The 22,714-nt window shown below is 50.4% G+C and carries 25 protein-coding genes and 1 pseudogene; 21 read left to right on the forward strand and 5 right to left on the reverse strand.

All coding sequences use genetic code 11. The features are described 5' to 3' along the window. The first annotated feature begins 345 nt into the window (after window positions 1-345). From GC128_RS15710 to fliJ, 7 genes are read left to right on the forward strand one after another with little or no spacing between them, the layout of a single operon-like run. Window positions 346-1,365 carry a sigma-54 interaction domain-containing protein gene (locus GC128_RS15710; protein ID WP_151995098.1) on the forward strand — a complete coding sequence of 340 codons (1,020 nt, stop codon included), beginning with the start codon at window positions 346-348 and terminating at the stop codon, window positions 1,363-1,365. A 33-nt stretch (window positions 1,366-1,398) separates the two neighbouring features. Then, on the forward strand, window positions 1,399-1,773 hold the full coding sequence (locus tag GC128_RS15715; RefSeq protein WP_151995099.1) for a flagellar hook-basal body complex protein FliE: 375 nt from the start codon (window positions 1,399-1,401) through the stop codon (window positions 1,771-1,773). 9 nt (window positions 1,774-1,782) lie between these two features. After that, window positions 1,783-3,480: a flagellar basal-body MS-ring/collar protein FliF gene (fliF, locus tag GC128_RS15720; protein ID WP_151995100.1), complete on the forward strand. Its 1,698-nt coding sequence runs from the start codon at window positions 1,783-1,785 to the stop codon at window positions 3,478-3,480. Next, window positions 3,437-4,495, forward strand: a complete 1,059-nt coding sequence (locus GC128_RS15725) for a flagellar motor switch protein FliG (protein ID WP_151995101.1) — start codon at window positions 3,437-3,439, stop codon at window positions 4,493-4,495. The genes fliF and GC128_RS15725 overlap by 44 nt, the downstream gene beginning before the upstream one ends. Before the next feature lie 3 nt (window positions 4,496-4,498). Next, entirely contained in the window at window positions 4,499-5,248 is a 750-nt protein-coding gene (gene fliH / locus GC128_RS15730) for a flagellar assembly protein FliH (protein ID WP_151995102.1), read from the forward strand. Continuing rightward, entirely contained in the window at window positions 5,241-6,557 is a 1,317-nt protein-coding gene (gene fliI / locus GC128_RS15735; protein ID WP_134184316.1) for a flagellar protein export ATPase FliI, read from the forward strand. The genes fliH and fliI overlap by 8 nt, the downstream gene beginning before the upstream one ends. A gap of 23 nt (window positions 6,558-6,580) precedes the next feature. Next, entirely contained in the window at window positions 6,581-7,012 is a 432-nt protein-coding gene (fliJ, locus tag GC128_RS15740) for a flagellar export protein FliJ (RefSeq protein ID WP_151995103.1), read from the forward strand. A 5-nt stretch (window positions 7,013-7,017) separates the two neighbouring features. On the opposite strand, the gene flgN is transcribed toward fliJ, so the two are convergent. The 3 genes from flgN to flgA form a co-directional block, all read right to left on the reverse strand. Then, window positions 7,018-7,446: a flagellar protein FlgN gene (gene flgN / locus GC128_RS15745; protein WP_151995104.1), complete on the reverse strand. Its 429-nt coding sequence runs from the start codon at window positions 7,444-7,446 to the stop codon at window positions 7,018-7,020. Between the two features lie 5 nt (window positions 7,447-7,451). Next, window positions 7,452-7,727, reverse strand: a complete 276-nt coding sequence (gene flgM, locus GC128_RS15750) for a flagellar biosynthesis anti-sigma factor FlgM (RefSeq protein ID WP_151995105.1) — start codon at window positions 7,725-7,727, stop codon at window positions 7,452-7,454. A 105-nt stretch (window positions 7,728-7,832) separates the two neighbouring features. Then, window positions 7,833-8,591, reverse strand: coding sequence for a flagellar basal body P-ring formation chaperone FlgA (flgA, locus tag GC128_RS15755; RefSeq protein ID WP_151995106.1), 759 nt, complete (start codon window positions 8,589-8,591; stop codon window positions 7,833-7,835). A 98-nt stretch (window positions 8,592-8,689) separates the two neighbouring features. Here flgA and GC128_RS15760 point away from each other — a divergent pair, with 98 nt between their 5' ends. The 12 genes and pseudogenes from GC128_RS15760 (at window position 8,690) to GC128_RS15815 (ending at window position 18,478) form a co-directional block, all read left to right on the forward strand. Then, on the forward strand, window positions 8,690-9,040 hold the full coding sequence (locus GC128_RS15760; RefSeq protein WP_151995107.1) for a flagellar basal body protein: 351 nt from the start codon (window positions 8,690-8,692) through the stop codon (window positions 9,038-9,040). An 18-nt stretch (window positions 9,041-9,058) separates the two neighbouring features. Continuing rightward, window positions 9,059-9,484 carry a flagellar basal body rod protein FlgC gene (gene flgC, locus GC128_RS15765; RefSeq protein WP_151995108.1) on the forward strand — a complete coding sequence of 142 codons (426 nt, stop codon included), beginning with the start codon at window positions 9,059-9,061 and terminating at the stop codon, window positions 9,482-9,484. A gap of 3 nt (window positions 9,485-9,487) precedes the next feature. After that, the gene (gene flgD / locus GC128_RS15770; protein ID WP_151995109.1) at window positions 9,488-10,168 is read left to right on the forward strand and encodes a flagellar hook assembly protein FlgD; all 681 of its coding nucleotides are present in this window, start codon (window positions 9,488-9,490) and stop codon (window positions 10,166-10,168) included. A 25-nt stretch (window positions 10,169-10,193) separates the two neighbouring features. Further along, window positions 10,194-11,384 carry a flagellar hook protein FlgE gene (flgE, locus tag GC128_RS15775; RefSeq protein ID WP_151995110.1) on the forward strand — a complete coding sequence of 397 codons (1,191 nt, stop codon included), beginning with the start codon at window positions 10,194-10,196 and terminating at the stop codon, window positions 11,382-11,384. After that, complete coding sequence (locus tag GC128_RS15780) at window positions 11,384-12,115, forward strand: flagellar basal body rod protein FlgF (protein WP_151995111.1); 732 nt, start codon at window positions 11,384-11,386, stop codon at window positions 12,113-12,115. Before flgE ends, GC128_RS15780 begins: the two co-directional genes overlap by 1 nt. 23 nt (window positions 12,116-12,138) lie before the next feature. Continuing rightward, window positions 12,139-12,924, forward strand: coding sequence for a flagellar basal-body rod protein FlgG (flgG, locus tag GC128_RS15785; protein ID WP_151995112.1), 786 nt, complete (start codon window positions 12,139-12,141; stop codon window positions 12,922-12,924). A gap of 33 nt (window positions 12,925-12,957) precedes the next feature. After that, window positions 12,958-13,623 (forward strand): flagellar basal body L-ring protein FlgH, encoded by a 666-nt coding sequence (gene flgH / locus GC128_RS15790; protein ID WP_151995113.1) that lies wholly within the window; start codon window positions 12,958-12,960, stop codon window positions 13,621-13,623. Between the two features lie 12 nt (window positions 13,624-13,635). Then, a complete protein-coding gene (locus GC128_RS15795; protein WP_151995114.1) occupies window positions 13,636-14,730 on the forward strand; it encodes a flagellar basal body P-ring protein FlgI in 1,095 nt (364 codons plus the stop codon). A gap of 9 nt (window positions 14,731-14,739) precedes the next feature. Continuing rightward, window positions 14,740-15,030, forward strand: a pseudogene (locus GC128_RS15800) (rod-binding protein); the annotation flags it as partial. A 107-nt stretch (window positions 15,031-15,137) separates the two neighbouring features. Next, entirely contained in the window at window positions 15,138-16,505 is a 1,368-nt protein-coding gene (gene flgK, locus GC128_RS15805; protein ID WP_151995116.1) for a flagellar hook-associated protein FlgK, read from the forward strand. Window positions 16,506-16,526: 21 nt separating this feature from the next. Further along, window positions 16,527-17,435, forward strand: a complete 909-nt coding sequence (flgL, locus tag GC128_RS15810; RefSeq protein WP_151995117.1) for a flagellar hook-associated protein FlgL — start codon at window positions 16,527-16,529, stop codon at window positions 17,433-17,435. 5 nt (window positions 17,436-17,440) lie between these two features. Next, a complete protein-coding gene (locus GC128_RS15815; protein WP_151995118.1) occupies window positions 17,441-18,478 on the forward strand; it encodes a hypothetical protein in 1,038 nt (345 codons plus the stop codon). On the opposite strand, the gene GC128_RS15820 is transcribed toward GC128_RS15815, so the two are convergent. Together GC128_RS15820 and GC128_RS15825 are read right to left on the reverse strand one after the other, a co-directional pair. Then, window positions 18,475-18,954, reverse strand: coding sequence for a hypothetical protein (locus tag GC128_RS15820; protein WP_151995119.1), 480 nt, complete (start codon window positions 18,952-18,954; stop codon window positions 18,475-18,477). The two genes, GC128_RS15815 and GC128_RS15820, sit on opposite strands and share 4 nt — an antisense overlap. Then, on the reverse strand, window positions 18,926-19,855 hold the full coding sequence (locus GC128_RS15825; RefSeq protein WP_151995120.1) for a winged helix-turn-helix domain-containing protein: 930 nt from the start codon (window positions 19,853-19,855) through the stop codon (window positions 18,926-18,928). The genes GC128_RS15820 and GC128_RS15825 overlap by 29 nt, the downstream gene beginning before the upstream one ends. A gap of 542 nt (window positions 19,856-20,397) precedes the next feature. On the opposite strand from GC128_RS15825, the gene GC128_RS15830 reads away from it, so the two are divergent. Together GC128_RS15830 and fliD are read left to right on the forward strand one after the other, a co-directional pair. Further along, the gene (locus GC128_RS15830) at window positions 20,398-21,228 is read left to right on the forward strand and encodes a flagellin N-terminal helical domain-containing protein (RefSeq protein ID WP_151995121.1); all 831 of its coding nucleotides are present in this window, start codon (window positions 20,398-20,400) and stop codon (window positions 21,226-21,228) included. A 169-nt stretch (window positions 21,229-21,397) separates the two neighbouring features. Further along, window positions 21,398-22,702, forward strand: coding sequence for a flagellar filament capping protein FliD (gene fliD, locus GC128_RS15835; RefSeq protein ID WP_151995122.1), 1,305 nt, complete (start codon window positions 21,398-21,400; stop codon window positions 22,700-22,702). Window positions 22,703-22,714: the final 12 nt, after the last annotated feature.

The raw sequence follows: 22,714 nt of genomic DNA on the forward strand, positions 1-22,714 counted from the left end.
ATGCAGCAATATATTACGGGCGTAAAGTATGTCGTTTGTACATGTTTAGTTCAAGTGTTAGCAGCTCATTAATACATTAATTATTTAAGTTTCTTGTTAATTAATCTGCATTAATTAATCTATAAGATATTGATTTTAAATGATTTTATTTTTGTTTCTGTTAATTGTTCTTTAATGGGGGTTAATGAGGGGACAAGCGTCGGCACTTAGGTATACTTCTGCTGGGAAAATTCTTATTAGGGTTTTGAAACCAACTTTTATTGAGAGCCTACGCATTATTGACCGGGATGGTTAGCTAGTCATTTAGACTCCCATTAATGCGATGAGATACTTGTGGATTTAGATATGGATAGTTTAACTCAGGATAGCATTGCAAACAGCCACGGGTTTATTGCTCATGCGCCTGCCAGTGTAAATGCTTTTAATTTGGCAAAAAGAGTAGCCGAATTTAATGTTGCAACCATTATTACCGGTGAAACAGGAACCGGTAAAGAATGTATCGCACGTACCATCCATCATTACAGCGTGGGTATGAATGCTCCGTATGTTGCGGTAAATTGTGCGGCAATTCCTGAGACGATGCTTGAATCCATTTTATTTGGTCACGTAAAAGGTGCTTTTACGGGGGCGCTCAGTAGCATGCCGGGGAAGTTTGAACTGGCAAATAATGGCGTACTATTGCTTGATGAAATTGGCGATATGCCTCTGAGTCTGCAAGCTAAATTATTACGGGTTTTGCAGGAGCAGGAAGTAGAGCGCCTGGGAAGCCATAAAAAGATCCCCCTCGATATTCGTGTCATCGCTTCTACAAATAAAGATTTACCCACTGAAATTGCTGAAGGGCGCTTTCGCCAGGATCTGTATTATCGTTTGGCTGTGGTTCCTATTCATGTTTCTCCTCTGCGTGAAAGACCAGAAGATATCATTCCGTTGGCATTGAATTTCATCAAGAAATATCAGTCGAGACATCTACAAAATAAAAAACTCAGTGATGATGCACGCTTTGCGTTATTAAAATATTCATGGCCAGGAAATATTCGCGAGTTGGAAAACGTTATTCAACGCGGATTGATTCTGAGCACCAGTGACGTGATTCAGGCACAGGACTTGTCATTGCCTGTATCGCACGAAAATACCCGTGCAAATAACACATGGGGTAGCGGTAGCCCGACTTTAGTCACTCCAGTTTGTGACGCGATTCGTGGTGTGAAAGTCCACGGACGGTTGGCGGAATATCAGTACATTATTGATTTACTTAAACAACACAACGGCAATAAATCACGTACAGCGCAGTCACTGGGCATTACACCGCGTGCATTACGTTATCGCCTGGCAACCATGCGTGGCGATGGAATTTACGCCTGACTGGGTTCTAAGCTTCACAGGAAGAAATAATAAATGGATAAAATTCAGTTGGTTGCTTTCTCATCCGCGCAGCAGGCAATGCTGCAACGAATGCAGCAAAACATGCTCACTACTTCACAAGGCATTATTGCTCCAGCGCAGCATATCGGCGGTGAATTTTCTGCCTCTTCCCTCTCTGGCTCATCCGCGGGTTCGTTCAGCCAAATGATGAACGAAGCCGTAAATCGTGTGGATGCCATACAGCACAGTGCGGCCGCGCAACAGATAGCCGTGGAAACAGGTATCAGCGACGATTTGACGGGCGCAATGGTCGAAAGCCAAAAAGCCAGTGTCGCGTTTTCGGCGATGGTGCAGGTGCGCAATAAGCTCACATCTGCCCTCGACGAAGTCATGAATATGGCTGTGTAAGGTTTTGATGTGATAGATAAAATAAAACAAAGATTCCCGATGACCTTTGAACATGGGCTCACGGGAAACAAAAAAAACATGCTGCTGGCTGCTGCGGGCTTGATGCTCGCCAGCGCTATCGTCACATCTCTGTGGATGACCAACCACAATTATGTGGCGCTGTTTGGCTCCCAGGAAAACGTGCCGGTGAAGCAGGTTGTTGATGTTCTGGGTAGCCAGACCATTGATTACCGTATCGACCCTGCCAGCGGCATCATTATGGTCGACAGCAGTAAACTGGCAAAAGCACGTATGGCGCTGGCGGAACAGGGTGTGACGGCCATTATGCCTGGCGGCTACGAATTAATGGATAAAGACGAATTGCTTGGCAGCAGCCAGTTTATTCAGAACGTCCGTTATAAGCGCAGTATTGAAGGTGAACTGGCACAAAGCATTATGGGGCTTGACCCGGTAGAGGCTGCGCGAGTGCATTTGGGATTGATGGAGTCCAGTTCGTTTGTACTCACTAACCAACCGCAAAGCAGCGCGTCCGTGATGGTGCGTTTACGTGCGGGGCAGCATCTTAACGACCAGCAAGTGGCATCGATTGTGCAACTGGTGGCTGGCAGCGTTCCTGGCTTAAACGCAGGGCAGGTGCGGGTTGTGGATCAAACCGGTAATCTTCTCTCTGAAGGTATCGAAACTGATAACGGCCAGATGGCAGGTATCACCAAAGTTCGTGACATCAGCCAGCAGATCAAAAGTGAAACCGAAAAGAACATCGCCAATTTGCTCAACTCTATCGTTGGGCAGGGGAATTTCCGTACTAGTGTCGTGCCGCAAGTTGATTTCAGCGCAATCGAAGAGACGCAAGAACGTTATGCGGGCGACCCACGAATCAGCGACGAAAGTATTAACCAGGAAAACGCCACCGATGAGTTAGCGATGGGCATTCCTGGTTCATTGAGTAACCGTGCACCCGCGGCGGCACCTGCACAACCACCGGCCACTGCTGCGGCAGCGACAACACCCGCCACACCCGCAACCACTAATCCTCAAGCACTCTCGAGTCGCAGCCAGACTCAGCGTAAATATGCCTATGACCGCGATGTACGCCATATCAAACATCCGGTCTACAAACTCGAAAAAATGTCCATTGCCGTGGTGTTGAATCAGTCGGCACCCGCACTGGAGAAATGGACGCCGGAACAATTCACCGCGCTCAATAAGCTTATTGAAGATGCGGCCGGGGTAGACAAGCAACGCGGGGATTCACTGACCCTCGACCGCCTGGTCTTCACGCCAGCGGGTTCCCTGGATATCCCATCAATGAAATGGTGGCAGGATCCGGATATTCGCGATTGGGGGCAGATGGGCGGTATTGGGTTCCTTGCTTTACTGCTACTGCTGCTTGGAGTTCGCCCACTGGCGCGACGCTTTACGCCAAATTCGCAGCAGCAGGTTGCCAACTTGCAGGATGAAAACAGCGGTGTGCTGTTGGAAGGCGAAACCTCAAGCGACGAAGAATCACTGGTACAGGCGTTGCCGAAGTCCTCCTTCCAGGTTGAGGATAATCTCCCGCCGCAAAGTTCAGGGCTTGAGACGAAAGTGGAATTCTTACAGACGCTAGCGCAAGGCGAAACCGAGCGCGTGGCTGAAGTGTTAAAACAATGGATAAATAGCAATGAGCGAAATAGCGCAGCCGCAACCGCAAACAAACAAGACTAATCGCACACCGGCGAGCGCAGCCAATAATGGGCGCAGCCGTCTGGAGCAAGCGGCTATTTTGCTGCTCAGTATTGGCGAAGAAGCCGCTGCGACAGTGATGGCGAAACTGAGCCGTGAAGAAGTGGTTCGCGTCAGTGAAACGATGGCGCGTTTACACGGCATCAAAGTGACGCATGCCCGGAATGCGATGAATAACTTCTTCCAGGATTACCGGGAGCAGAGCGGTATTAATGGCGCTTCCCGTAACTATCTGAAGAACATTCTTGATAAAGCGCTGGGTAGTGAGATTTCCCGTAGCGTGATTAATGGCATCTACGGCGATGAAGTGCGTTACCGCATGGCGCGGCTGCAATGGGTTGATACGCCGCAGCTCGCAAGCCTGATTGACCAGGAACACTTACAGCTACAAGCCGTTTTCCTTGCGTTCTTGCCACCGGATGTTGCGGCCAATGTATTGAGCTGCCTTGAAGAGTCGCGCCGTGATGAAATTATCTATCGTATTGCGCGGCTCGATGATGTTAACCGGGATGTGATTGACGAGCTGGATCGCATTATCGAACGCGGTGTGGCGGTGTTGTCTGAACACGGTTCAAAACTGGTGGGGATTAAACATGCGGCGGACATCGTCAACCGCATTCCGACTAACCAGCAGGAACTGCTAGAACAGTTGCGCATTCGCGATGAGGACGTGGTTAACGAACTCAAAGACCAAATGTACGAATTCTTCATTCTCAGCCGCCAGACCCCTGCGGTGCTGCAACGTCTGATAGATGAAATCCCGCTTGAAGAGTGGGCGGTTGCGCTAAAAGGCACCGAGCCAGTTCTGCGCCAGGCGATTTATAGCGCGATGCCAAAACGCCAGGTTCAGTTATTACAAAGTACCGGGACCCGTTTAGGCCCGGTTCCAGCAAGCCGTGTTGAGCAGGTGCGCAAAGAGATTATGGCAACTGTTCGTGAACTGGCAGAAGAGGGTGAGATTCAGGTTCGTCTCTTCTCTGAAGTGACGATGGAGTAACGGATGAGCCAGCCAACAAAATCGCTATTTGCCAAACCTCTTGCGGCAACCGCCCGGCCAAGAGTGCATAAATTTCCGCCGCTACACCGCAACCGCCAACTTGTCGATGGCGCGCTGGGCGACGCCGGGTTCAATGCGCCGTTCCTCGATAACGCCAGTCTGCAACAACAGCTTGCTGATGGCTTTCAGGAAGGCATGAAGCAAGGGTTTGAACAGGGCCTGGAAGAAGGGCGCGGCGAAGGTTATCAGGAAGGTGTGCGTTTGGGCTTTGACGAAGGTATGCGCAAAGGTCACGACGAAGGCAAAGTTGCCGGTCGGCAACTGTTTATTGAAGCATCCCAACCATTAGATAGCGTCACCGAACAGGTTAAGCAGTATCTGGCCGATTATGAAACACGGCGACGTAATGAGTTGCTGCAACTGGTGGAAAAAGTCACCCGCCAGGTGATTCGCTGTGAACTCACTTTGCACCCAACGCAACTGCTAACCCTGGTAGAAGAAGCCATCGGCAGCCTCGCCAAAACGCCGGAACAGTTGAAAGTTTGCCTGAATGCGGAAGAGTATCGCCGTATTAGCGAAGCGGAACCTGAACGTTCGAAAGAGTGGGGACTGTGTGCCGATCCGCACATGCAGCCGGGGGAGTGCCGGGTAGTAACCGAAACCACGGAAATGGACATTGGTTGCGAGCATCGCCTGGAACAATGCATGGACGTGCTAAAAGATACTCTCCTGCCGGAGACGCAGGATGCATAACATTGATTTCGAACAAGCGCTCAAATCGATTGAGAATATTAACCTCGCCCGTGTAGCGGGGCGCCTTGTTCGGGTCAATGGTTTGCTGCTGGAATGCGTCGGCTGTGTGCTGGCTATTGGTCAGCATTGCCGTATAGAAAGCCACGACGGCAGCATGATGGATGCTCAGGTTGTCGGTTTCGACCGTGAAATTACTCACCTGATGCCGTTTAAGCACCCGGTTGGCCTGATTGCCGGAGCCAAGGTTTACCCCGCCGAAAAAGAAGAATCGGTGATGGTGGGGATGCAATGGCTTGGGCGTGTGGTCAACGGCCTGGGTGAACCACTGGATCAAAAAGGTAAATTACAGGGTGATACCCCGTTACCCCGCCATATTGCGCAAATTCACCCACTGACCCGCCGCTCGGTTGATGAACCGCTTGATGTGGGTGTGCGGGCTATCAACGGTCTGCTGACCATCGGTAAAGGTCAGCGTGTTGGCCTGATGGCAGGCAGTGGCGTAGGCAAAAGTGTGCTGCTGGGCATGATCACTCGTTACACCCGCGCAGATGTGGTCGTGGTGGGGTTGATTGGCGAGCGTGGCCGCGAAGTTAAAGAGTTTATCGAACATTCGCTGGGTGAAAGTGGGCTGGCAAAATCAGTGGTTGTTGCTGCTCCGGCGGATGAATCACCACTGATGCGCCTGAAAGCGACTGAACTGTGCCACGCCATCGCCAGCTACTATCGCGATCGCGGTCTGGATGTGTTGCTGCTGGTCGATTCCCTGACGCGTTATGCGATGGCCCAGCGTGAAATTGCGCTCTCACTCGGTGAGCCTCCAGCCACAAAAGGCTATCCACCGTCTGCTTTTGGTCTGATCCCAAAACTGGTGGAAAGCGCCGGAAACAGTGAGGGGCAAGGCACGATGACGGCAATCTATACCGTGTTGGCTGAAGGTGACGATCAACAAGATCCGATCGTCGACTGCGCCCGTGCAGTTTTGGATGGGCACATTGTACTTTCAAGGCATCTGGCGGAAGCCGGGCACTATCCGGCTATCGATATTTCCCAGTCGATCAGTCGCTGTATGTCGCAGATCGTCACTACCGACCACCAACGCGCCGCGCGTACCTTAAAACAACTGTACGGCGAATACATGAATATCAAACCTATGTTGCCGCTTGGGGGATACGTTGCAGGCAGTGACCCACTGGTGGATCGTGCGGTCGGGATGGCTCCTGCTATCCACCACTATTTACAACAGGAAGTTGGCTTTGGTGCGACGCTTGAAAATACCATCGAGGATTTACAGTCGTTGGTTCAGCGTTAAATCGAGTGACAAAGAGGTAAAGGATGCCAAGAACCATCAGAACGCTTGAACACCTGGTACAGATGCGCGCCCGCACGGTGAAAGATCTCAGTGGAAAATTATCGTCCCAAAAGCAGCTGTGCCAGCGTTATGAAAACAATATCCAGGCGCTGAATAATCTGGCGGTGGTGCCCGTGGGGGCGGTAAATACCCATGCCGCCATGATGACCAATCAGGCGCATTATAAGAAAAACATCCAACGTATTATCAACTGGCAAAAGCAAGAGCAGACGCTTGCGGATATGAAAATGCAGGAGATCCAACAGAATTTACTGCATGAAGCGCGCCGTGAGCGCGGATATCAACTGGTGCTTGAGCAACGGCAGGATAAATTCGCCAGTGAAGAAGCGCGCAAAGATCAGAAAACTACAGATGCGATGTCGACCCAAAGCTGGATGCGACGCTTACGATCTTGATTTTCTCAGTAGAGCCAGTCTGCGGGCTGGCCTGCGTTAACCACATTTTCCATAACCTGCTGCTGCATATGCAACACCATGCCATTGCGTTCATTTAATTGTTGGCATAGCTGAGCGTGGCGTTGTAAATCTTCCCAAAGCGCACTGATTTTTCCCTGATGCTGCTCGGGTAACCGTTGAATAAATTGCCGCAACCCCGCTTTGTCCGCGCTAAAACCCAGTGTCTGTAATGACTGCTGGCGGCTCGTTGCGCTATCAGTAAGCTGCTGGTAAATCTGCATCAATTCCTGATTCACACGGCTGAGTTGCTCACTATTGCGCTCCAGCAACAACGTGCGTTGTTCTTCGAGTAAATTCTTCAGCATGATATAGCGCAGCCTGTCTTGCACCATATCCTGCAACAAAGCGGTCATCCGTTGGCCTGTTGTTATCATGTTGATTACCGTTGAAAGTATTTCTGAATAGAGAGCGTCAAATCATCAAGATTGACGTGCAACTGACCATTGCTAATCGCTTGCTTCATTTCCGCTACGCGGTCCATATCTACTTCCGGCAGGTTTTGCAGTGCTTTCTGAGCATCACCCAAAACAGGGTCAACGGATGCAATCGGTGCGCTGCGAAGCGGGGCTGACGCTTTCGTTTCACCTAATTCTTTGGTGGCCTGGCTGTTTTGCGTTGGCTGGATTTGCGCGTAGTGGTTTTGGTTAATTTTCATTTTTCTCTCCCGAGGTAAACCAGGTTCAGCTGCAAAGATTTTCTTCTGTCAGTATAAAGCGACGGAAATCTTCGAAAACTTTAATCCTTGAATAAAAAATGACGGTTATCGAGTAGCAACAAGAATATGCACCACACCAGGCGATACCACTATTGCATCAACGGTGCGCTGGCTGCTGATGTTCTTCACTCGAATCACATCCCCTTTACGCCCCTGTTTCATCGCTTCTCCCGAAGTACTGGCTTCGATTCCATTCTGGCGAGCCACCATCAACACGCTTTGCCCACGCTCCACCATTATCGGCTGCTCTAACTGAGCGGAATTCACAATTTGCGCAGATGTTATGCGGCGCTTGACCGTTTGGCCGATTGCTTCCTCTGTCGTGGTAAAGAACTGGGTATTGAGTGGCGCAATATCCTGAACACGCAGAACCACATCCTGTGCATCAATCACACGCCCGCGGTCCAGCGTTTGCATGGCAACAACGATAGGCAGATTGACCGCTGTTTTAACTGCCACCGTCTGCGTCCAGCCTTGTGCGTCTGGGCATGTGACATCGTAGCGAAGCCGGTACAACGTGCGTCTGGCGGTTGGCGTTGTCAGCAGATTTTTTTTACATACGGGCAGAGTTGATGCTTCGGCGGGAAGCACCGTTTCAAGCTGTAAGTCATATTTCCCCCAGCCTTGATTTTGCGCCATCTCTTTGACTTCTGCCTGCGCGCTTTTACTGGCGATTTTATCGAGCTGATGAGTCGCATCTGCGGCATTTGCTGCACTGCATACCAGACTCAGCCCGGCAAAAAACAGGGGGAAGAGGATTTTCCGCATTGGGGCGAGCGAAGATGCTATTTGTTTTGAAATCATGTCTTTATAAACCTGGCACGTAAATTGCTTTTAAAAGGATTCCTCTGAGAGAAATCTGTGCCAGGAGTACAGAGGACGCAGGACTGTAAGGAGTGACAGTGAGCATTAGTTTTGACAAGGCATTAGGCGTACATCCACAGGCATTGCAGCTCAGACTGACCAGGGCAGAGCTGTTATCCACCAATCTTGCCAACGTGGATACCCCTAATTTCAAGGCTAAAGATATTGATTTTGACGCGCAGATGCAACGTTCAAAACAGTCGTTGTTTTCGGGGGCGCAAACCGAGGTGAAATATCGCCTGCCATATCAACCCTCTGCGGATGGGAATACGGTGGCGCTGGATGTAGAACAGGCTGCATTCGCCAAGAACAGCATGGACTACCAAATGAGCCTGACGTTTCTGAAGATGAAATTTTCGGGATTGCGGGCTGCCATCGAAGGCAAATAATTCGTTCAGGAAGAAAGTATGGCTTTTACGGACATTTATCGAATTTCTAGTTCTGCGATGACGGCGCAAACCGTCAGGCTGAACACCATCGCCAGTAACATGGCTAACGCCGATGCTGCATCTGAAAGCGCGGACACGGTGTACAAAGCACGCCGCCCCGTTTTTGCGTCTGTCTACCAGAACAGCCAACTTGCCGGAAACAACGCCTTTGCAGGTGCCCGTGTGCAGATCATGGACGTGGTAGAAACCGGCCAGGCTGTTACCCGTTACGAGCCGCATCACCCGATGGCGAATAGCCAGGGTTATGTTTATTACCCGGATATCAACGTGGTGGAGGAGATGGCAGACATGATGTCGGCGTCTCGCGGTTTTGAAACCAGCGCTGAAGTTCTCAGCAATGTCAAAAGCATGCAGCAAAGTGTGCTGCGTCTTGGTGAGGTGTAATTGATGAATGTAACGGATACCTCCACTTTCGCGACGGATACCAGCGGAAGTTCTATTTCCGCTAATGGGCAATCGGCATCAGGCATGAACGATATGTTCCTGAAATTGCTGGTGGCACAGGTGCAAAACCAGGACCCACTCAATCCAACTGATGGCACGGAATATGTCGGGCAACTGGCACAGCTTTCTCAGGTGCAGTCGATGGAGAAGGTCGCCAGCCTGATGCAAAACAGCAGCATCATGATGGACAACTTGCAGACGCTCACCACCGCTAATCTGGTGGGGCAGAACGTGATGGTGCAAACCGACCGCGTGGAATTGCAGGGTGACTCGGTACTTAATGGCCGCCTGACGCTGGAACACCCCGCGTCATCGGTAACGGTGCATGTTAAAGACGCCAGCGGCAATGAGCACAAGGTTGATTTGGGCCGCCAACAAGCCGGACTGGTGGACTTTACTCTAGATGCTAAAAAACTGGGTTTACCGGAAGGTAAATACACGCTGAGTGCTGTCACCGATACCGCTGAGAAGTCCATTCCAATGGAAATTGGCGGCACAGTAAGCAACGTGCGTATCCCATTAAAAGGCGGCGTCACGATGCTGAAAATCGCCGGACTTGGAGAAGTCCCGTACAGCAGTATCAGTCAATTTGGTGGACAGGCTTCCGGCACGCGTCGGACGTAACAACTTTTGTAATCAGGATGAAATCATGAGTTTTAGCATCGCAACGTCAGGTCTTAACGCTATTAGCCAGCAGCTTGGGGCTATCAGTAACAATATCGCCAACACCGGGACGGTAGGATACAAGTCCGGCCGTGCGGAGTTTGCTGCTCTTTATGCACAGTCTCAGCCTTTGGGCGTGGGCGTGACTGGCGTCACGCAAAGTATTACCCGTGGCGGCAATATCATTAGCTCCAGCAACTCACTGGATTTAGCGATTTCCGGTAATGGCTTTTTTGTCGTTCGTGACAGCACTGGCACCACTTCCTACACCCGTGCCGGGTATTTCGGTACGGATAAAGACGGCAATCTGGTGAATAACCTGGGCATGAACATGCAAGGTTACCCGGTAGATGCCAACGGGAATTTGCAGGTGGGCACAGTCAGTAACCTGAGCATTATGAGCGGTTCTATTCCGGCAAAAGCGACATCTGGTGCGAGCTTCACGGCTAACTTTGACGCCAATGCGAAAATGCCAACCACGACGTTTGATCCCACCGACGACACTTCTTACAACAACACCTACACCACGCAGGTTTTTGACTCGTTAGGCCGGGAACATACCCTGACGCAGTACTTTGTTAAAACTGCCGATAACCAATGGGGCGTCCACTATTACATGGACGGCAACAGCATTGGCGATGAAACCTTAAACTTTGGTCCCAACGGCAATATGGCGAACTTCGCCAACAATTCTACCTCGAGAGATTTGACGTTTGCGCCTACCGGCGCGTCACCGATCAAAATCAAACTGAATTACGCCGGTACCACCCAATATGGCTCCGACTTTTCCGTCAGCCGTAACCAGGGTGATGGCTACGCCTCTGGTGAGTGTACCGGGCAGCAAGTCGATGAGAAAGGTAACGTTTATGCGACCTTCTCTAACGGCGAACGTATGTTGCAGGGCCAGCTTATCATCGCCAACTTTGCCAACCCGAACGGCCTACAATCACAAGATGGCACCACATGGGCACAAACCGGCTCCTCAGGTTCACCATTGACTGGCGCTCCGGGCAGCGGCCTTTTGGGTTACATCAAATCCAATGCGCTGGAAGAGTCCAACGTCGATTTGACCTCAGAACTGGTGGGGTTGATGAGTGCGCAGCGTAACTACCAGGCGAATACCAAAGTTATCAGCACCAATGACAACATGATGAACGCATTGATGCAGGCTGTGTAATGGATCATCTCATTTATACCGCGATGAGTGGTGCCAGCCGCAGCCTGCAGCAGCAGCAGGTTCACGCTAATAACCTCTCTAACGTCAACACCAGCGGCTTTCGTGGTGACCTGGATAAAGCGATGTCCACGAAGGTTGCGGGTAGCGGCTATGACTCTCGTCATATGGTGCAAAACGCCAGCGGCGGCGTGGATATGACATCAGGATCGCTTGATGAAACTGGGCGTGACCTGGATGTCGGTATTGTCGGTAACGGGCTGATTGCGCTGCAAATGGGCGGTCGTGAAGTGTTCACGCGTAACGGACATATTGATGTCAGTGAGGATGGCGATCTGACGATAAACGGCCAGCCGGTGATCGGCGAGGGTGGGCCGATTGTGCTGCCGCCGTTTGCCCAGGTTTCCATTGCTAACGACGGCACCATTTCCATCGTTCCGCAGGACGGGGATATCAACGCGCTGATGGATGTTGACCGTATCAAGCTGGTGGACGTGGCAACCAGCCAGCTCAGCAAAGATAACAACGGTTTTCTGGTCACCAACAACCGCGAGGAACCGCGTAGCGAAAACATCTCGCTTGCCAGCAAACATCTGGAAAGCAGCAACGTTTCCGCGATAAGCGAAATGATCTCCAGTCTGTCGCTGAACCGCAGTTTTGAAACGCAGATCAAAATGATGAAAGTGGCAGAAGATCTTGCCCAAGCCGGGAATCGCGTGATCCGCGCGACCTGATTTGACTATTAAGGGAATAAACAATGAATCCAGCATTATGGATCAGTAAAACCGGTCTGGCGGCGCAGGACGCCAAAATGAACGCGGTTTCCAATAACCTCGCCAACGTGAATACCACCGGGTTTAAGCGCGACCGCGTGGTCTTTGAAGACCTGTTTTATCAGAACATGCGTGCACCCGGCGTGCAGGCAAACCAGGACACCGCAACACCGGGCGGTATGCAGTACGGCAGCGGGGTAAAAGTGGTAGGCACGCAGAAGTCCTTTACCGTGGGCAGTATGCAAGTCACCAACCAGAAAATGGATGTGGCGATTGCCGGCCAGGGTTTCTTCCAGATTGAAATGTCCGATGGCACCGTGGGCTATACCCGTTCGGGCAATCTGCAAGTGAACAGTGAAGGTGTGGTTACCACGGCCCAAGGCCAGCCGCTGATCCCGCAGATCGAAATGCCGGTGAACACCAAAGAGGTGAACATCGCTAAAGACGGCACCGTTTCCGTGCTGGTGGCAGATGAAGTGGACCCGGTTGAACTGGGGCAAATCACGCTGGTTAACTTTGTCAATCCAGCCGGTCTTTCAGCCATTGGCGGCAATCTTTATCGTGAAACCGCAGCCAGCGGTGCGCCCGTTGAAGGTGTTCCAGGTGAAGAAGCATTAGGCCAACTTGAGCAGGGAACACTGGAAGGTTCCAACGTGCAAGTGGTGGAAGAGATGGTCGATATGATCACCGTCCAACGCGCCTACGAGATGAATGCCAAAATGGTTTCCGCGGCTGACGACATGCTGAAATTCGTCACGCAAACGCTATAAAACGCAGGGATTGCGATTAAGAAGTGAATGGAAATGAAAAAGAAAATGCTTGTTGGGCTGTTAGCCCTGGTTTTGGCGGGTTGTGAAAGCCCAGCTCTTTTCGTGAAAAAAGACGATGCAGCCTACGCACCACCGGAAGAACCGGCGACCGCCACACCCGCAATTTCGGGCGGTGGCCTGTATAACAGCGGTTACAGCTGGTCTTTAGTTCAGGATCGCCGCGCCTATCGCGTTGGGGACATTTTGACCGTCAACCTGGATGAATCCACTCAGTCCAGCAAGCAGGCCACCACCAATTTTGGCAAGGAAAACGACGTGACGATAGGCGTGCCGGAGGTGTTCGGCAAAACGCTGGATAAAGCCAGCGCCTCTATTAGTGGCGATCGTAACTTCAAAGGTGCGGCTAATTCTGCACAGCAAAATATGCTGCGCGGTGCCATCACCGTTGCGGTGCATAAAGTTTTGCCTAATGGCGTGATGGAAGTGCGCGGCGAAAAATGGCTGACCCTTAACCAGGGCGACGAATATATGCGCGTGTCGGGACTGGTCAGGCCGGAAGATGTCTCGCAATCGAACACGATTTCATCCCAGCGTATTGCTAACGCACGTATCTCGTATGCCGGGCGCGGTGCGCTTAGTGATGCGAACGCTGCAGGGTGGCTGACGCGCTTCTTTAACCATCCACTGTTCCCGATTTAACAGGAGAAACCCATGCGTAACGTGGTGTCAGGTTTTTTGCTCCTGCTGGTGTGTATCGGCCAGGTTCATGCCGAGCGGTTAGGGAATATCGTTGATATTCAGGGTGTGCGTGGCAACCAGCTGGTGGGATATAGCCTGGTGGTCGGGCTGGATGGGACAGGGGATAAAAACCAGGTCAAATTCACCAGCCAGTCGGTCACCAATATGCTGCGCCAGTTTGGCGTCCAGATGCCGGCCAAAATTGACCCGAAAGTGAAAAACGTGGCGGCGGTTGCCATCAGCGCCACGCTGCCGCCGATGTACGCCCGTGGGCAATCCATTGATATTACTGTCTCCTCGATTGGCGATGCGAAAAGCCTGCGTGGAGGCACGCTGTTATTGACTCAGTTGCGTGGTGCCGATGGCGAAGTTTACGCCCTGGCGCAAGGCAACGTCGTAGTCGGCGGCTTTAAGGCCGAAGGTGATAGCGGTTCAAGCATTACCATGAATACCCCAACCGTGGGTCGTGTGCCTAACGGTGCGAGTGTGGAGCGGGAAATCCCTACTGATTTTCAGGCCAACAGCCAGGTGGTGCTTAACCTGAAGCGACCAAGTTTTAAAACTGCCAACAATGTTGCTTTGGCAATAAACCAAGCGTTTGGCTCAATTGCGACCGCGCAAAGCGCCACCAACGTGATGGTACGTGCGCCGGAACAACCTGGCGCGCGCGTGGCGTTTATGTCCACCCTCGAAGATTTGCAAATCACCACCGGTAAGCAGCAGCCGCGTGTAGTGTTTAACGCCAGAACTGGCACGATTGTGATTGGCGATGGTGTGGTGGTTCGTGCGGCAGCCGTTTCTCATGGCAACCTGACCGTTTCGATTCAGGAAACACCGCAAGTCAGCCAGCCTGCGCCATTCGGCCAGGGAACGACAACTGTGACACCCAATTCGAATATTAATGTTAATCGCGAACGTGGACAGATGGTAGTGGTGCCTGCCGGAACCAGCCTGAGAAATATCGTCAACACGCTAAACAGCCTGGGGGCATCACCGGATGACACGATGGCGATTTTGCAGGCGCTGAGCGAGGCCGGTGCAATGGATGCAGAACTGGTAGTGATTTAAGGAAAGATAATGATCGACTCGCTGACTACAAGAACCCATACCATTCCGGGAGATTTTACCGGAACGCAAAAAGCGCAGAACCTCGAGCAGGCGGCGGAACAGTTTGAAGCGCTATTTTTACGATCCATGCTCAGCCAGATGCGTAAGGCTTCGGATGTGTTAACGGCAGGGGATAATCCGTTTTCCAGCAAGCAGGAAACGATGATGCGCGATTTTTATGATGACAAACTCGCCTCTTTGCTGGCTTCACAGCGTAGTAGTGGCATTGCGTCGCTCATCATAAAGCAGATGGGGCCGCAAGCAGCAGGCATGGAACGCGCGCTTAAGTTAACCGGGCCTGGGGTCGCTTTACCTGTTAAAGAGAAGGAATTGACTCCACCCATAACGCGCTCAGAGCAAGGATCATAATGAACATTATCAATATCGCTTTTTCGGGCGCGCAGGCTGCGCGGCAGGGCATGAGTACCACGTCAATGAACGTGGCAAACTACCTTACGCCGGGTTATAGCCGTCAGGGCATTATCCAAAGTGCCATCGGCACCAACGGCGACAGTTTCTCCGCCGGCAACGGGGTGCGTGTCGATAGCATTCGCCGTATCTCCGATCAGTATCTGGTCAATCAGGTCTGGCATAGCAACACGCGTGCGGAATATTACGACGCCGGGCAGAAATATTTAGGGGCGCTGGAAAGCGTCATTGGCACTGACAGCACTAGTCTGGGCGGTGGGCTGGACAAATTTTTCGCCGCACTGAATGCGTTAACCACGCAGCCAGATTCACCTGCGTTGCGCCAACAATTGCTTAATGAAGGCCAGTCTCTGGCGACGCGTTTTAACAACGTCGACAGTTTCATCAGCAGCCAGAAAGTGTCTATTAACACCCAGCGTGATGCGCTGGTTGGTAACGTCAATGTGCTCAGTAAAAACATCGCCAGTTACAACCAGCAAATCGCCGATCAGGAAGCGACGGGCGGCAATGCCAGCGTTTTGCGTGACCAGCGTGATGAACTGGTAAAAGAGCTGAGCAGCATGGTTAGCGTGAAAGTTTCTGAGGATGCATCCGGCCGCTACAACGTTTCTTTAAACGATGGCCAACCGTTGGTGAATGGTCGCAATTTCGGGCAGCTCAAATCCACCATGAACCAGCAAGGTGAGCCGGAAGTTTCGCTAGAATTTCTTAATACTACTTTCGGTGTTTCTTCGGCTATCGGCGGGCAGTTAGGTGCACTCAATGACTACGAGCACGGCACGCTGAAAACCATGCAAAGCGCGGTGCGTGATATGGCTGAGCAATTTGCTAAAGAGTTCAATGCACAGTTGGAGGACGGTTTTGACTTGAATGGTGTGGTGGGTAAGCCGCTGTTTGTCTTTGATCTCACCAGCGGTAAAGGCATGTTGCAGATGAGCGACCTGAAAGCGGATGAGCTGGCGCTGTCAGACAAAGCCGATGAAAGTGGCAATGGTAACAACCTGAAAGCGCTTATCGAGCTTAAGAACAAAAAAATTGCCATCGGCAATATGGGCAATATGAGCGTCAACGAAGCCGCTGCGGCGATTATCAGCACCGTGGGAATTGCCAGCCGCCAGAATAAAACTGAGCTGGAGGCGGCGACAACCGTCTCATATCAGGCGCAAACACAGCGCGATAATCTGAGTGCGGTTAACCAGGATGAAGAGGCCATGAACCTCCAGGTTTATATGCAGGCCTATCAGTCCAACCTGAAAGTGATCGCCACCGGCAACCAGATTTTCAGCGATTTGCTGATGCTGTTCTGATAACAGAAAAAGGAATTTATCATGCGTATCAGCAGTCTTTACCACTCGTCCGCCATGTTGCACCAGATGAATAACAACGGCGCGCGGCTGAGTAAATTAGTGGAACAAATGGCGACACAAAAGCGCGTCAATGTGCCTTCAGACGACCCCGTTGCCAGCAGCCGTCTGGTGCAATTAAACCGTGAGCAGTCGGCAATCGACCAGTATCAAAGCAACATCTCGCGTTTGTCTGGCAACCTGTCGATTCAGGAATCCCACGTCACCGCGATGAGTGACCAACTGCTGGCGTTGAGCGACAAACTGTTGGCGGCCAGCAATGACACCTATAGCGAAAAAGATATGGCAGGGTTTTCAGCTGAAATATCTCAAATGCTCGAATCGCTGGTGTCCTCGATGAATGCTAAAAATGAAGACGGGCACTACATTTTTGCAGGCACCAAAACCAATACCCATCCGGTGGTTTTTGATAGCACAACTGGGACTTACAGTTACGCCGGGAACGATGCAACGCGTTCAACTACGGTGGCAAATGGCATTGAGATTGCGGAAAACACCAGCATCAGCAAAGCTTTTTCTGGCAGCGACAACGATCTTAGCATGCTGAACTTGCTTAAAAGCGTGAGCGGCAAAATGGCAACGCCAGGCGTGGATTACAAGGACGATTTAAAGTTGTTGCTGGGTGAAACAAAAGCTGCCAGCGATAAGATAGCCGGGGTTTATACCGACTTGGGTGGCAAACAAAACCGCTTGTCGCTTATAGATGATGCTCATTCCGATATCAAAATTTCCCATGGACAGGTCATTCAGGAGCTATCGTCAGTTGATGCCGCTACCAGCTACGTCAATATTCAGCTCTACACGCAGGCGGTTCAGGCGTCGAACAAATCGTTCATGATGATAAGCCAACTTTCCCTCTTTAATCAGATGTAATCATTATGCAGGTTGGATTAAACCAGGCAGGACTTCCTTTAGCGACGCCTTCGAAAATGACTCCTTCGAACCTTGGGGGAGTGAAACAGAACGCGGCGGTGGCAAAGCAGGCACAGCCGCGTGCACGAAATACTGATAACCGGTTCCCGGAATCACCGCTCATTTCTACACGCCCGCTGCGTTATAACGTGCAGCTTAATCAGCAACTGACGTCAGTCCAGCAGGCGGATAATTATTTATCGCAGGTTGAAAGCCAACTCTTACAGCTGCGTTATGCGGTTGGCCATGGCTTACTGCGTGGGGATGCCACAAACGACGCTGCCCGTTCCCTTTCTGCACTCTTGAGTCAACGCCCGGATCTAACGGCGGGCACTGTCGACAGGCATCTGGAGGTTGACCCAGAGCAGACCGCGCAGGTGCATTTTACGCTGCCAGCGGCTGGGCGAATTTTGCAAAATGATGAAAGCGAAACGCTGATTTTCTCGCTTGCCGGACAGCGCAGAGAAATGGTGGCGGTATCCCTCGAGGCAGGTGCCACACCTCGTCAGAATGTGATGCGGTTAAACCAAGGGCTGGGGCGATTTGGTATTCATGCAAGCTTAGATAAGCAACAGTCGTTGGCATTTAGCGTGGATGAAAAAAACTGGCCGCAGGTCAGTAGCCAGTTAAGCGTGCGTGGGGAAGGAAAGCGCTTTTCCGCCAATGAATTCACTGCGCTGTTGGCTCGCCCGGAACCAGCCGTGACCGATACGCTCAGCCAGTTGGCACAACAACCTGCGCTGATGCGTGAGTATCAAGGGGAGGTTCAGCAAGCGCTGGAACAAGTCACTCAGCAGCGCGGCCAGTTGTACAACCACCAGGATAATGTGCGCCGAAGAATCAATGAGATGGCGACGCAATACCGCCCTACGGAAGCGTTGGAACATGCCCGCGCGCTGCGTGTGCATTTACAAAATAGTGACCAGGATTATGCCGCAACTGCCAGAGCGTTAGGCGCACAGGCAAATTTGCGACAGGGTACGGTCAGCAATTTACTGCGTTAATGAGTAATCAGGTCACTCAGCGGAAACAAAAACATCATCCCACTTTGCCCAATGACTAACGGTTTTTTGTTCACGGTCATTGGGTAAACCCACACCACGTTATGACGCAGGAAGTCGATAAAACTGAAAATCAGTTTGTGGTTTTCAGGGTTGCTATAACGAATCGGGACGTAATCGTAAAACACCCGCCCACGCTTACGTATAACTTCATCAAGCTTGCCACGCAGTACAAACATCGCATCATCTTTGCGCGTTAATGTGAACAGCAGTGCTTCATCCATATCCATAATCTGCGCCTGGTATACTTCGCGCTGATCGGACATTAAATCGTAAAAACCTATCTCCATCGTCCCTTTTATCGGGGTAATTTTGGCCTTCGCCGAGCTGGCATGAAGGTGTGATATTCCGCCAAAAAACAGGGCAATCAGGATTGCGACCAGGCTGAGATTAAGATTTTTTACACGGTGCAATTTCATTTAATTTTCGCTCGGTTTCGCCAAAAATGGTGTTAGTGAGTTTCTGGTTATCAACACGCCAGTGATAAAGCGTCATTGCCAGTTGCTGGTTTGCGCAGGTGGTTTCAATGGAGAAGGTATAATTAAGCACTTGCTCATCGGCCCGGTAATAAACAGTCATCCATGCATCGCGTGCAATAAGTTTTTGGTTCAGCATTTTCAGTGCGGAGTTGAATTTGAGGATGTCTTCATTGTTCATTTCATCCACGGCGGCGGCGATACGGAACACGCGGATATTGCTGTACTGATTTTTCTGTTGCTCTTGAGCGACCATCTCGTCGCAACTCTTATGGAAAAATATTAACCAAACACTGAGCGTGAACATGCAAATCAATAATAAAAATGACAGGATTTGCCATGGAGGCAAAGGGTAACGTCTGTGTTTCGCCACAGGTGCCGTAATATCTTCAGCCACTGGAATATTATTCGTTGGCGCTGTTTCTGCCATCTCCGACGGTATTAAGTATTTTGCTTCAGGTAAATTTGCTGTGTTTGAAACTGGTGTTGGCAAAGACGCAATGTCGGCTTCAGGTTCAATCAACTGGCAAAACTCAGAATCAAGCAAGTAGCCTTTTTTCGGAATCGTTTTGATTACCCGCTGCTGCTTACCGTCATCCTCAAGAGCTGCGCGCAAGGCATGGATAGCATTCGACAAGCTGTTATCGCCAATAACCCTGCGTTCCCAGACCAGGCTGGTCAGTTCATTGCGCGATAACGTTTGCCCTGCATGCTCAATCAGACAGTCCAATAACTTAAGCTGATATTCACCGAGTCGACGGATTTCCCCGGACTGACGATGGACAATGGCGCTCGATGTGTAATCCAGCAACCAATTATTAACAGAATAGCGAGGTTTACTCATAAGTTTTAAAATTTCAGGTGTGCTATATCAATTACAAATAGACAAAAAAACAGGTTTAATTACTTGTTTTTTTGGGATTGTTATAGTGGTTATGGCTGATGTATCTGATTTTATAATAGTAAAAATTTTCAATTATTTAGAATGGTGGTGCTTTTGTGTGGCTATTATATTTGATGTTGTAAAAATATGCATTAAAATAAAAATTCATTTAAATACAGTTGGTTGCATGTGAGGCTTGATGTAACGACTATCTGTTAAATAAAGTCGTCAAATTGGTATAATTTATACATTATTTTATTAATTAGGGTTTAAGTCTGCATGCAAATTTGTCGCATTGTTATATCTAATGCATTCTCATTAACAATGTCCATTTTTGCGGAAATTATTCTTTCGGTTTTCACTCATTCGCCGATCAGATGAAAAGATAAAATTTTCATATGAATATTTTTTCATTGGCGTTTAATTTCTCGATCAAACGTGTCGTTTTCTCTTAGTACACAGGCAAACACTGCCTAAAAACATAATCCTCAAGGAGAGAACAAATGGCACTTTCAATTTTCACCAGCGGCGCGGCAATGTCTTCCACCAACGCTCTGAACAAATCTAACAGCATCCTGTCCACAGCGATGGAACGTCTGGGTACCGGTAAACGCATTAACTCTGCGGCTGATGATGCGGCTGGTCTGCAAATTGCCACCCGTCTTCAGGGCCAGGTTAACGGTATGGGTGTTGCCCAGCGTAACGTGGCCGATGCGACCGCGATGCTGCAAACCGCTGAAGGCGCATTCGATGAAGTTAGCAACATTATGTATCGCATGAAAGACCTCGCCACTCAGGCCGCAAGTGATACAAACTCTGCAGAAGATCGCGAAGCGATGACAGCTGAGATGACAGAGTTAACAGCTGAACTGACAAGCATTATGGATAATACCCGCTTTGGTCAAAGGGAATTATTTGGTGCTGATGGTCTGGAAATCGCATTGACTTTCCAGATTGGTTCTAGTGCAGATGAGCAGTTAACTCTTGATATCTCAGGTGATCTTGGTACAGCTAAAACTGCTGCGACCACTGCGTATGACATAGATAGTGCGACTGCTGCGGCAACTTCAATTACATCACTTGAAACTGCGCTGGGTGATGTAGGTAAAGTTCGTTCTGCGCTGGGTGCCAATATTAACCGCTTAGGCCACACATCTGCCAACCTGTCTAACATGAAAGACAACACTACTCTGGCATTGGGCAATATCCGTGATGCAGACTTCGCCACCGAAGCGACTAATATGACCCGCAACCAGATGCTGGCGCAGACCAGTATGTCGATGCTCAAACAGGCGAACAGCATGTCCGGCATGGTAATGTCGCTGCTGGGTTAATCCCTTCTTGTGAAAAACACCGCCGCGGCGGTGTTTTTTTTCCGCTTCCGCTAAGGCGGAAGGTGATTTTCCCATCTGTTTATAACCTACTGAATTTAATTAATATAAAAGTTGGCATAACTATTGCTATTACTAGCCTCAGGACATAGCAGTATGCCAGGGAGGAAGGATGACCGATTTTAGCAGTATTGACCCGCAGTCAATGGCGACCCAGCTCGCCGGCTTTGACGTGCAGACCCTGCAAAGCCAGCTGAAAACGCAAAAAGCGCGTTTAACCGCGCAGCAAAATGCCCTCAAAGCGCTGAAAAGTGGCCTGACGGATTTTCGCACCTCGCTGACTAACCTCAATAAAACTACCAGTGGGATGCTGAAAACCAGCGCCAGCATGAGCGTTGAAAATATGGTTAAAGCGACCACCACCTCCGATGCGCGCAAAGGCACCTATAACCTGTTTATTGAGCGGCTGGCTTCTTCACATCAGCTGGCCTATGACGGACTTAAAGATAGTGACGTCAAAGATGCAACCGGCACCATGACCATTGGTGTTAACGGTAAGTCTATTGATATCGATATGGATGGTATTGATAGCCTGGCAGGCCTGGCTAAAGCGATTAACGGTATGGATGACAACCCGGGCGTTACTGCCTCGCTGGTCCGCACCGGCGGTGAAGTGCGCTTAATGCTCAGCAGTGATAAAAGCGGTGAGGAAAATGCGATTACGCTAAGTGGTGGCCCCTCCGCAATGAGTAGCGTTGTGAGAACCATATCGGCAGCTCAGGATGCCAAAGTCTGGCTCGGTGACCAGAACGGCGGGATGCTAATAACCAATAGCACCAATACGTTGACCGATTTGATAGACGGCGTGACCCTCGAATTAAATCAGACCCATAAAGCAGGCGACGCGCCACTGCGTATTAATGTCGGTGTTGATACCACCGAAACCCAGAACCAGGTTAATAGCTTCATTGAGGCTTACAATAAACTGATTGGAACGCTCGGCTCGTTAACCGCTTCTGGTTCCAGCAGTACTGAGCGCGGTGCCTTTGCTGGCGATGCCAGCATCAGCGGGTTGCGTCGCGAATTAAACGATATGCTACGCACCTCTATTGATGGCCTCGATATTACCCAGTTTGGCCTCACGGCAGATAAAGACGGCAAGCTCACGCTCGACAGCGACAAGCTTAAAGAAAAGCTGACTGACGACCCCGGCAAGCTTAATGCGCTGTTTAACGGTAGCAATGGTCTGTTGCGCAAAATGGATAAATCCATGGATAGGCTTCTTAGCTCGGCCACTGGCGATATCAAAAACCGTGAAGAGACCAACCGCCGCCGTGAAAACGAATTAAGCGATCGCAGCGACAAAATCAGTACCCGTTATGACACTGCCTATAACCGCTATTTGCAGCAGTTCACCCGGATGCAGAGCGTGTTACAGCAGATGAACAACACCGCCAGTATGTTTGGCTTAGTCTAAGGAAGGAGAAGG

Origin of the sequence: Buttiauxella massiliensis, from assembly GCF_902500225.1 — a bacterium.
GTDB classification, from domain to species: domain Bacteria; phylum Pseudomonadota; class Gammaproteobacteria; order Enterobacterales; family Enterobacteriaceae; genus Buttiauxella; species Buttiauxella massiliensis.

What these genes read in the sequence shown, in the direction of transcription:
- flgC (WP_151995108.1), top strand. Translation starts at nt 9,059, where the DNA reads ATGGCTTTTACGGACATTTATCGAATTTCTAGTTCTGCGATGACGGCG.
- GC128_RS15820 (WP_151995119.1), bottom strand. Translation starts at nt 18,954, where the DNA reads ATGAAATTGCACCGTGTAAAAAATCTTAATCTCAGCCTGGTCGCAATC.
- GC128_RS15710 (WP_151995098.1), top strand. Translation starts at nt 346, where the DNA reads ATGGATAGTTTAACTCAGGATAGCATTGCAAACAGCCACGGGTTTATT.
- flgD (WP_151995109.1), top strand. Translation starts at nt 9,488, where the DNA reads ATGAATGTAACGGATACCTCCACTTTCGCGACGGATACCAGCGGAAGT.
- fliI (WP_134184316.1), top strand. Translation starts at nt 5,241, where the DNA reads ATGCATAACATTGATTTCGAACAAGCGCTCAAATCGATTGAGAATATT.
- GC128_RS15715 (WP_151995099.1), top strand. Translation starts at nt 1,399, where the DNA reads ATGGATAAAATTCAGTTGGTTGCTTTCTCATCCGCGCAGCAGGCAATG.
- GC128_RS15725 (WP_151995101.1), top strand. Translation starts at nt 3,437, where the DNA reads ATGAGCGAAATAGCGCAGCCGCAACCGCAAACAAACAAGACTAATCGC.
- GC128_RS15825 (WP_151995120.1), bottom strand. Translation starts at nt 19,855, where the DNA reads ATGAGTAAACCTCGCTATTCTGTTAATAATTGGTTGCTGGATTACACA.
- flgL (WP_151995117.1), top strand. Translation starts at nt 16,527, where the DNA reads ATGCGTATCAGCAGTCTTTACCACTCGTCCGCCATGTTGCACCAGATG.
- flgA (WP_151995106.1), bottom strand. Translation starts at nt 8,591, where the DNA reads ATGATTTCAAAACAAATAGCATCTTCGCTCGCCCCAATGCGGAAAATC.
- flgH (WP_151995113.1), top strand. Translation starts at nt 12,958, where the DNA reads ATGAAAAAGAAAATGCTTGTTGGGCTGTTAGCCCTGGTTTTGGCGGGT.
- flgM (WP_151995105.1), bottom strand. Translation starts at nt 7,727, where the DNA reads ATGAAAATTAACCAAAACCACTACGCGCAAATCCAGCCAACGCAAAAC.
- GC128_RS15795 (WP_151995114.1), top strand. Translation starts at nt 13,636, where the DNA reads ATGCGTAACGTGGTGTCAGGTTTTTTGCTCCTGCTGGTGTGTATCGGC.
- flgE (WP_151995110.1), top strand. Translation starts at nt 10,194, where the DNA reads ATGAGTTTTAGCATCGCAACGTCAGGTCTTAACGCTATTAGCCAGCAG.
- fliJ (WP_151995103.1), top strand. Translation starts at nt 6,581, where the DNA reads ATGCCAAGAACCATCAGAACGCTTGAACACCTGGTACAGATGCGCGCC.
- GC128_RS15815 (WP_151995118.1), top strand. Translation starts at nt 17,441, where the DNA reads ATGCAGGTTGGATTAAACCAGGCAGGACTTCCTTTAGCGACGCCTTCG.
- GC128_RS15830 (WP_151995121.1), top strand. Translation starts at nt 20,398, where the DNA reads ATGGCACTTTCAATTTTCACCAGCGGCGCGGCAATGTCTTCCACCAAC.
- flgK (WP_151995116.1), top strand. Translation starts at nt 15,138, where the DNA reads ATGAACATTATCAATATCGCTTTTTCGGGCGCGCAGGCTGCGCGGCAG.
- flgG (WP_151995112.1), top strand. Translation starts at nt 12,139, where the DNA reads ATGAATCCAGCATTATGGATCAGTAAAACCGGTCTGGCGGCGCAGGAC.
- fliD (WP_151995122.1), top strand. Translation starts at nt 21,398, where the DNA reads ATGACCGATTTTAGCAGTATTGACCCGCAGTCAATGGCGACCCAGCTC.
- fliH (WP_151995102.1), top strand. Translation starts at nt 4,499, where the DNA reads ATGAGCCAGCCAACAAAATCGCTATTTGCCAAACCTCTTGCGGCAACC.
- flgN (WP_151995104.1), bottom strand. Translation starts at nt 7,446, where the DNA reads ATGATAACAACAGGCCAACGGATGACCGCTTTGTTGCAGGATATGGTG.
- GC128_RS15780 (WP_151995111.1), top strand. Translation starts at nt 11,384, where the DNA reads ATGGATCATCTCATTTATACCGCGATGAGTGGTGCCAGCCGCAGCCTG.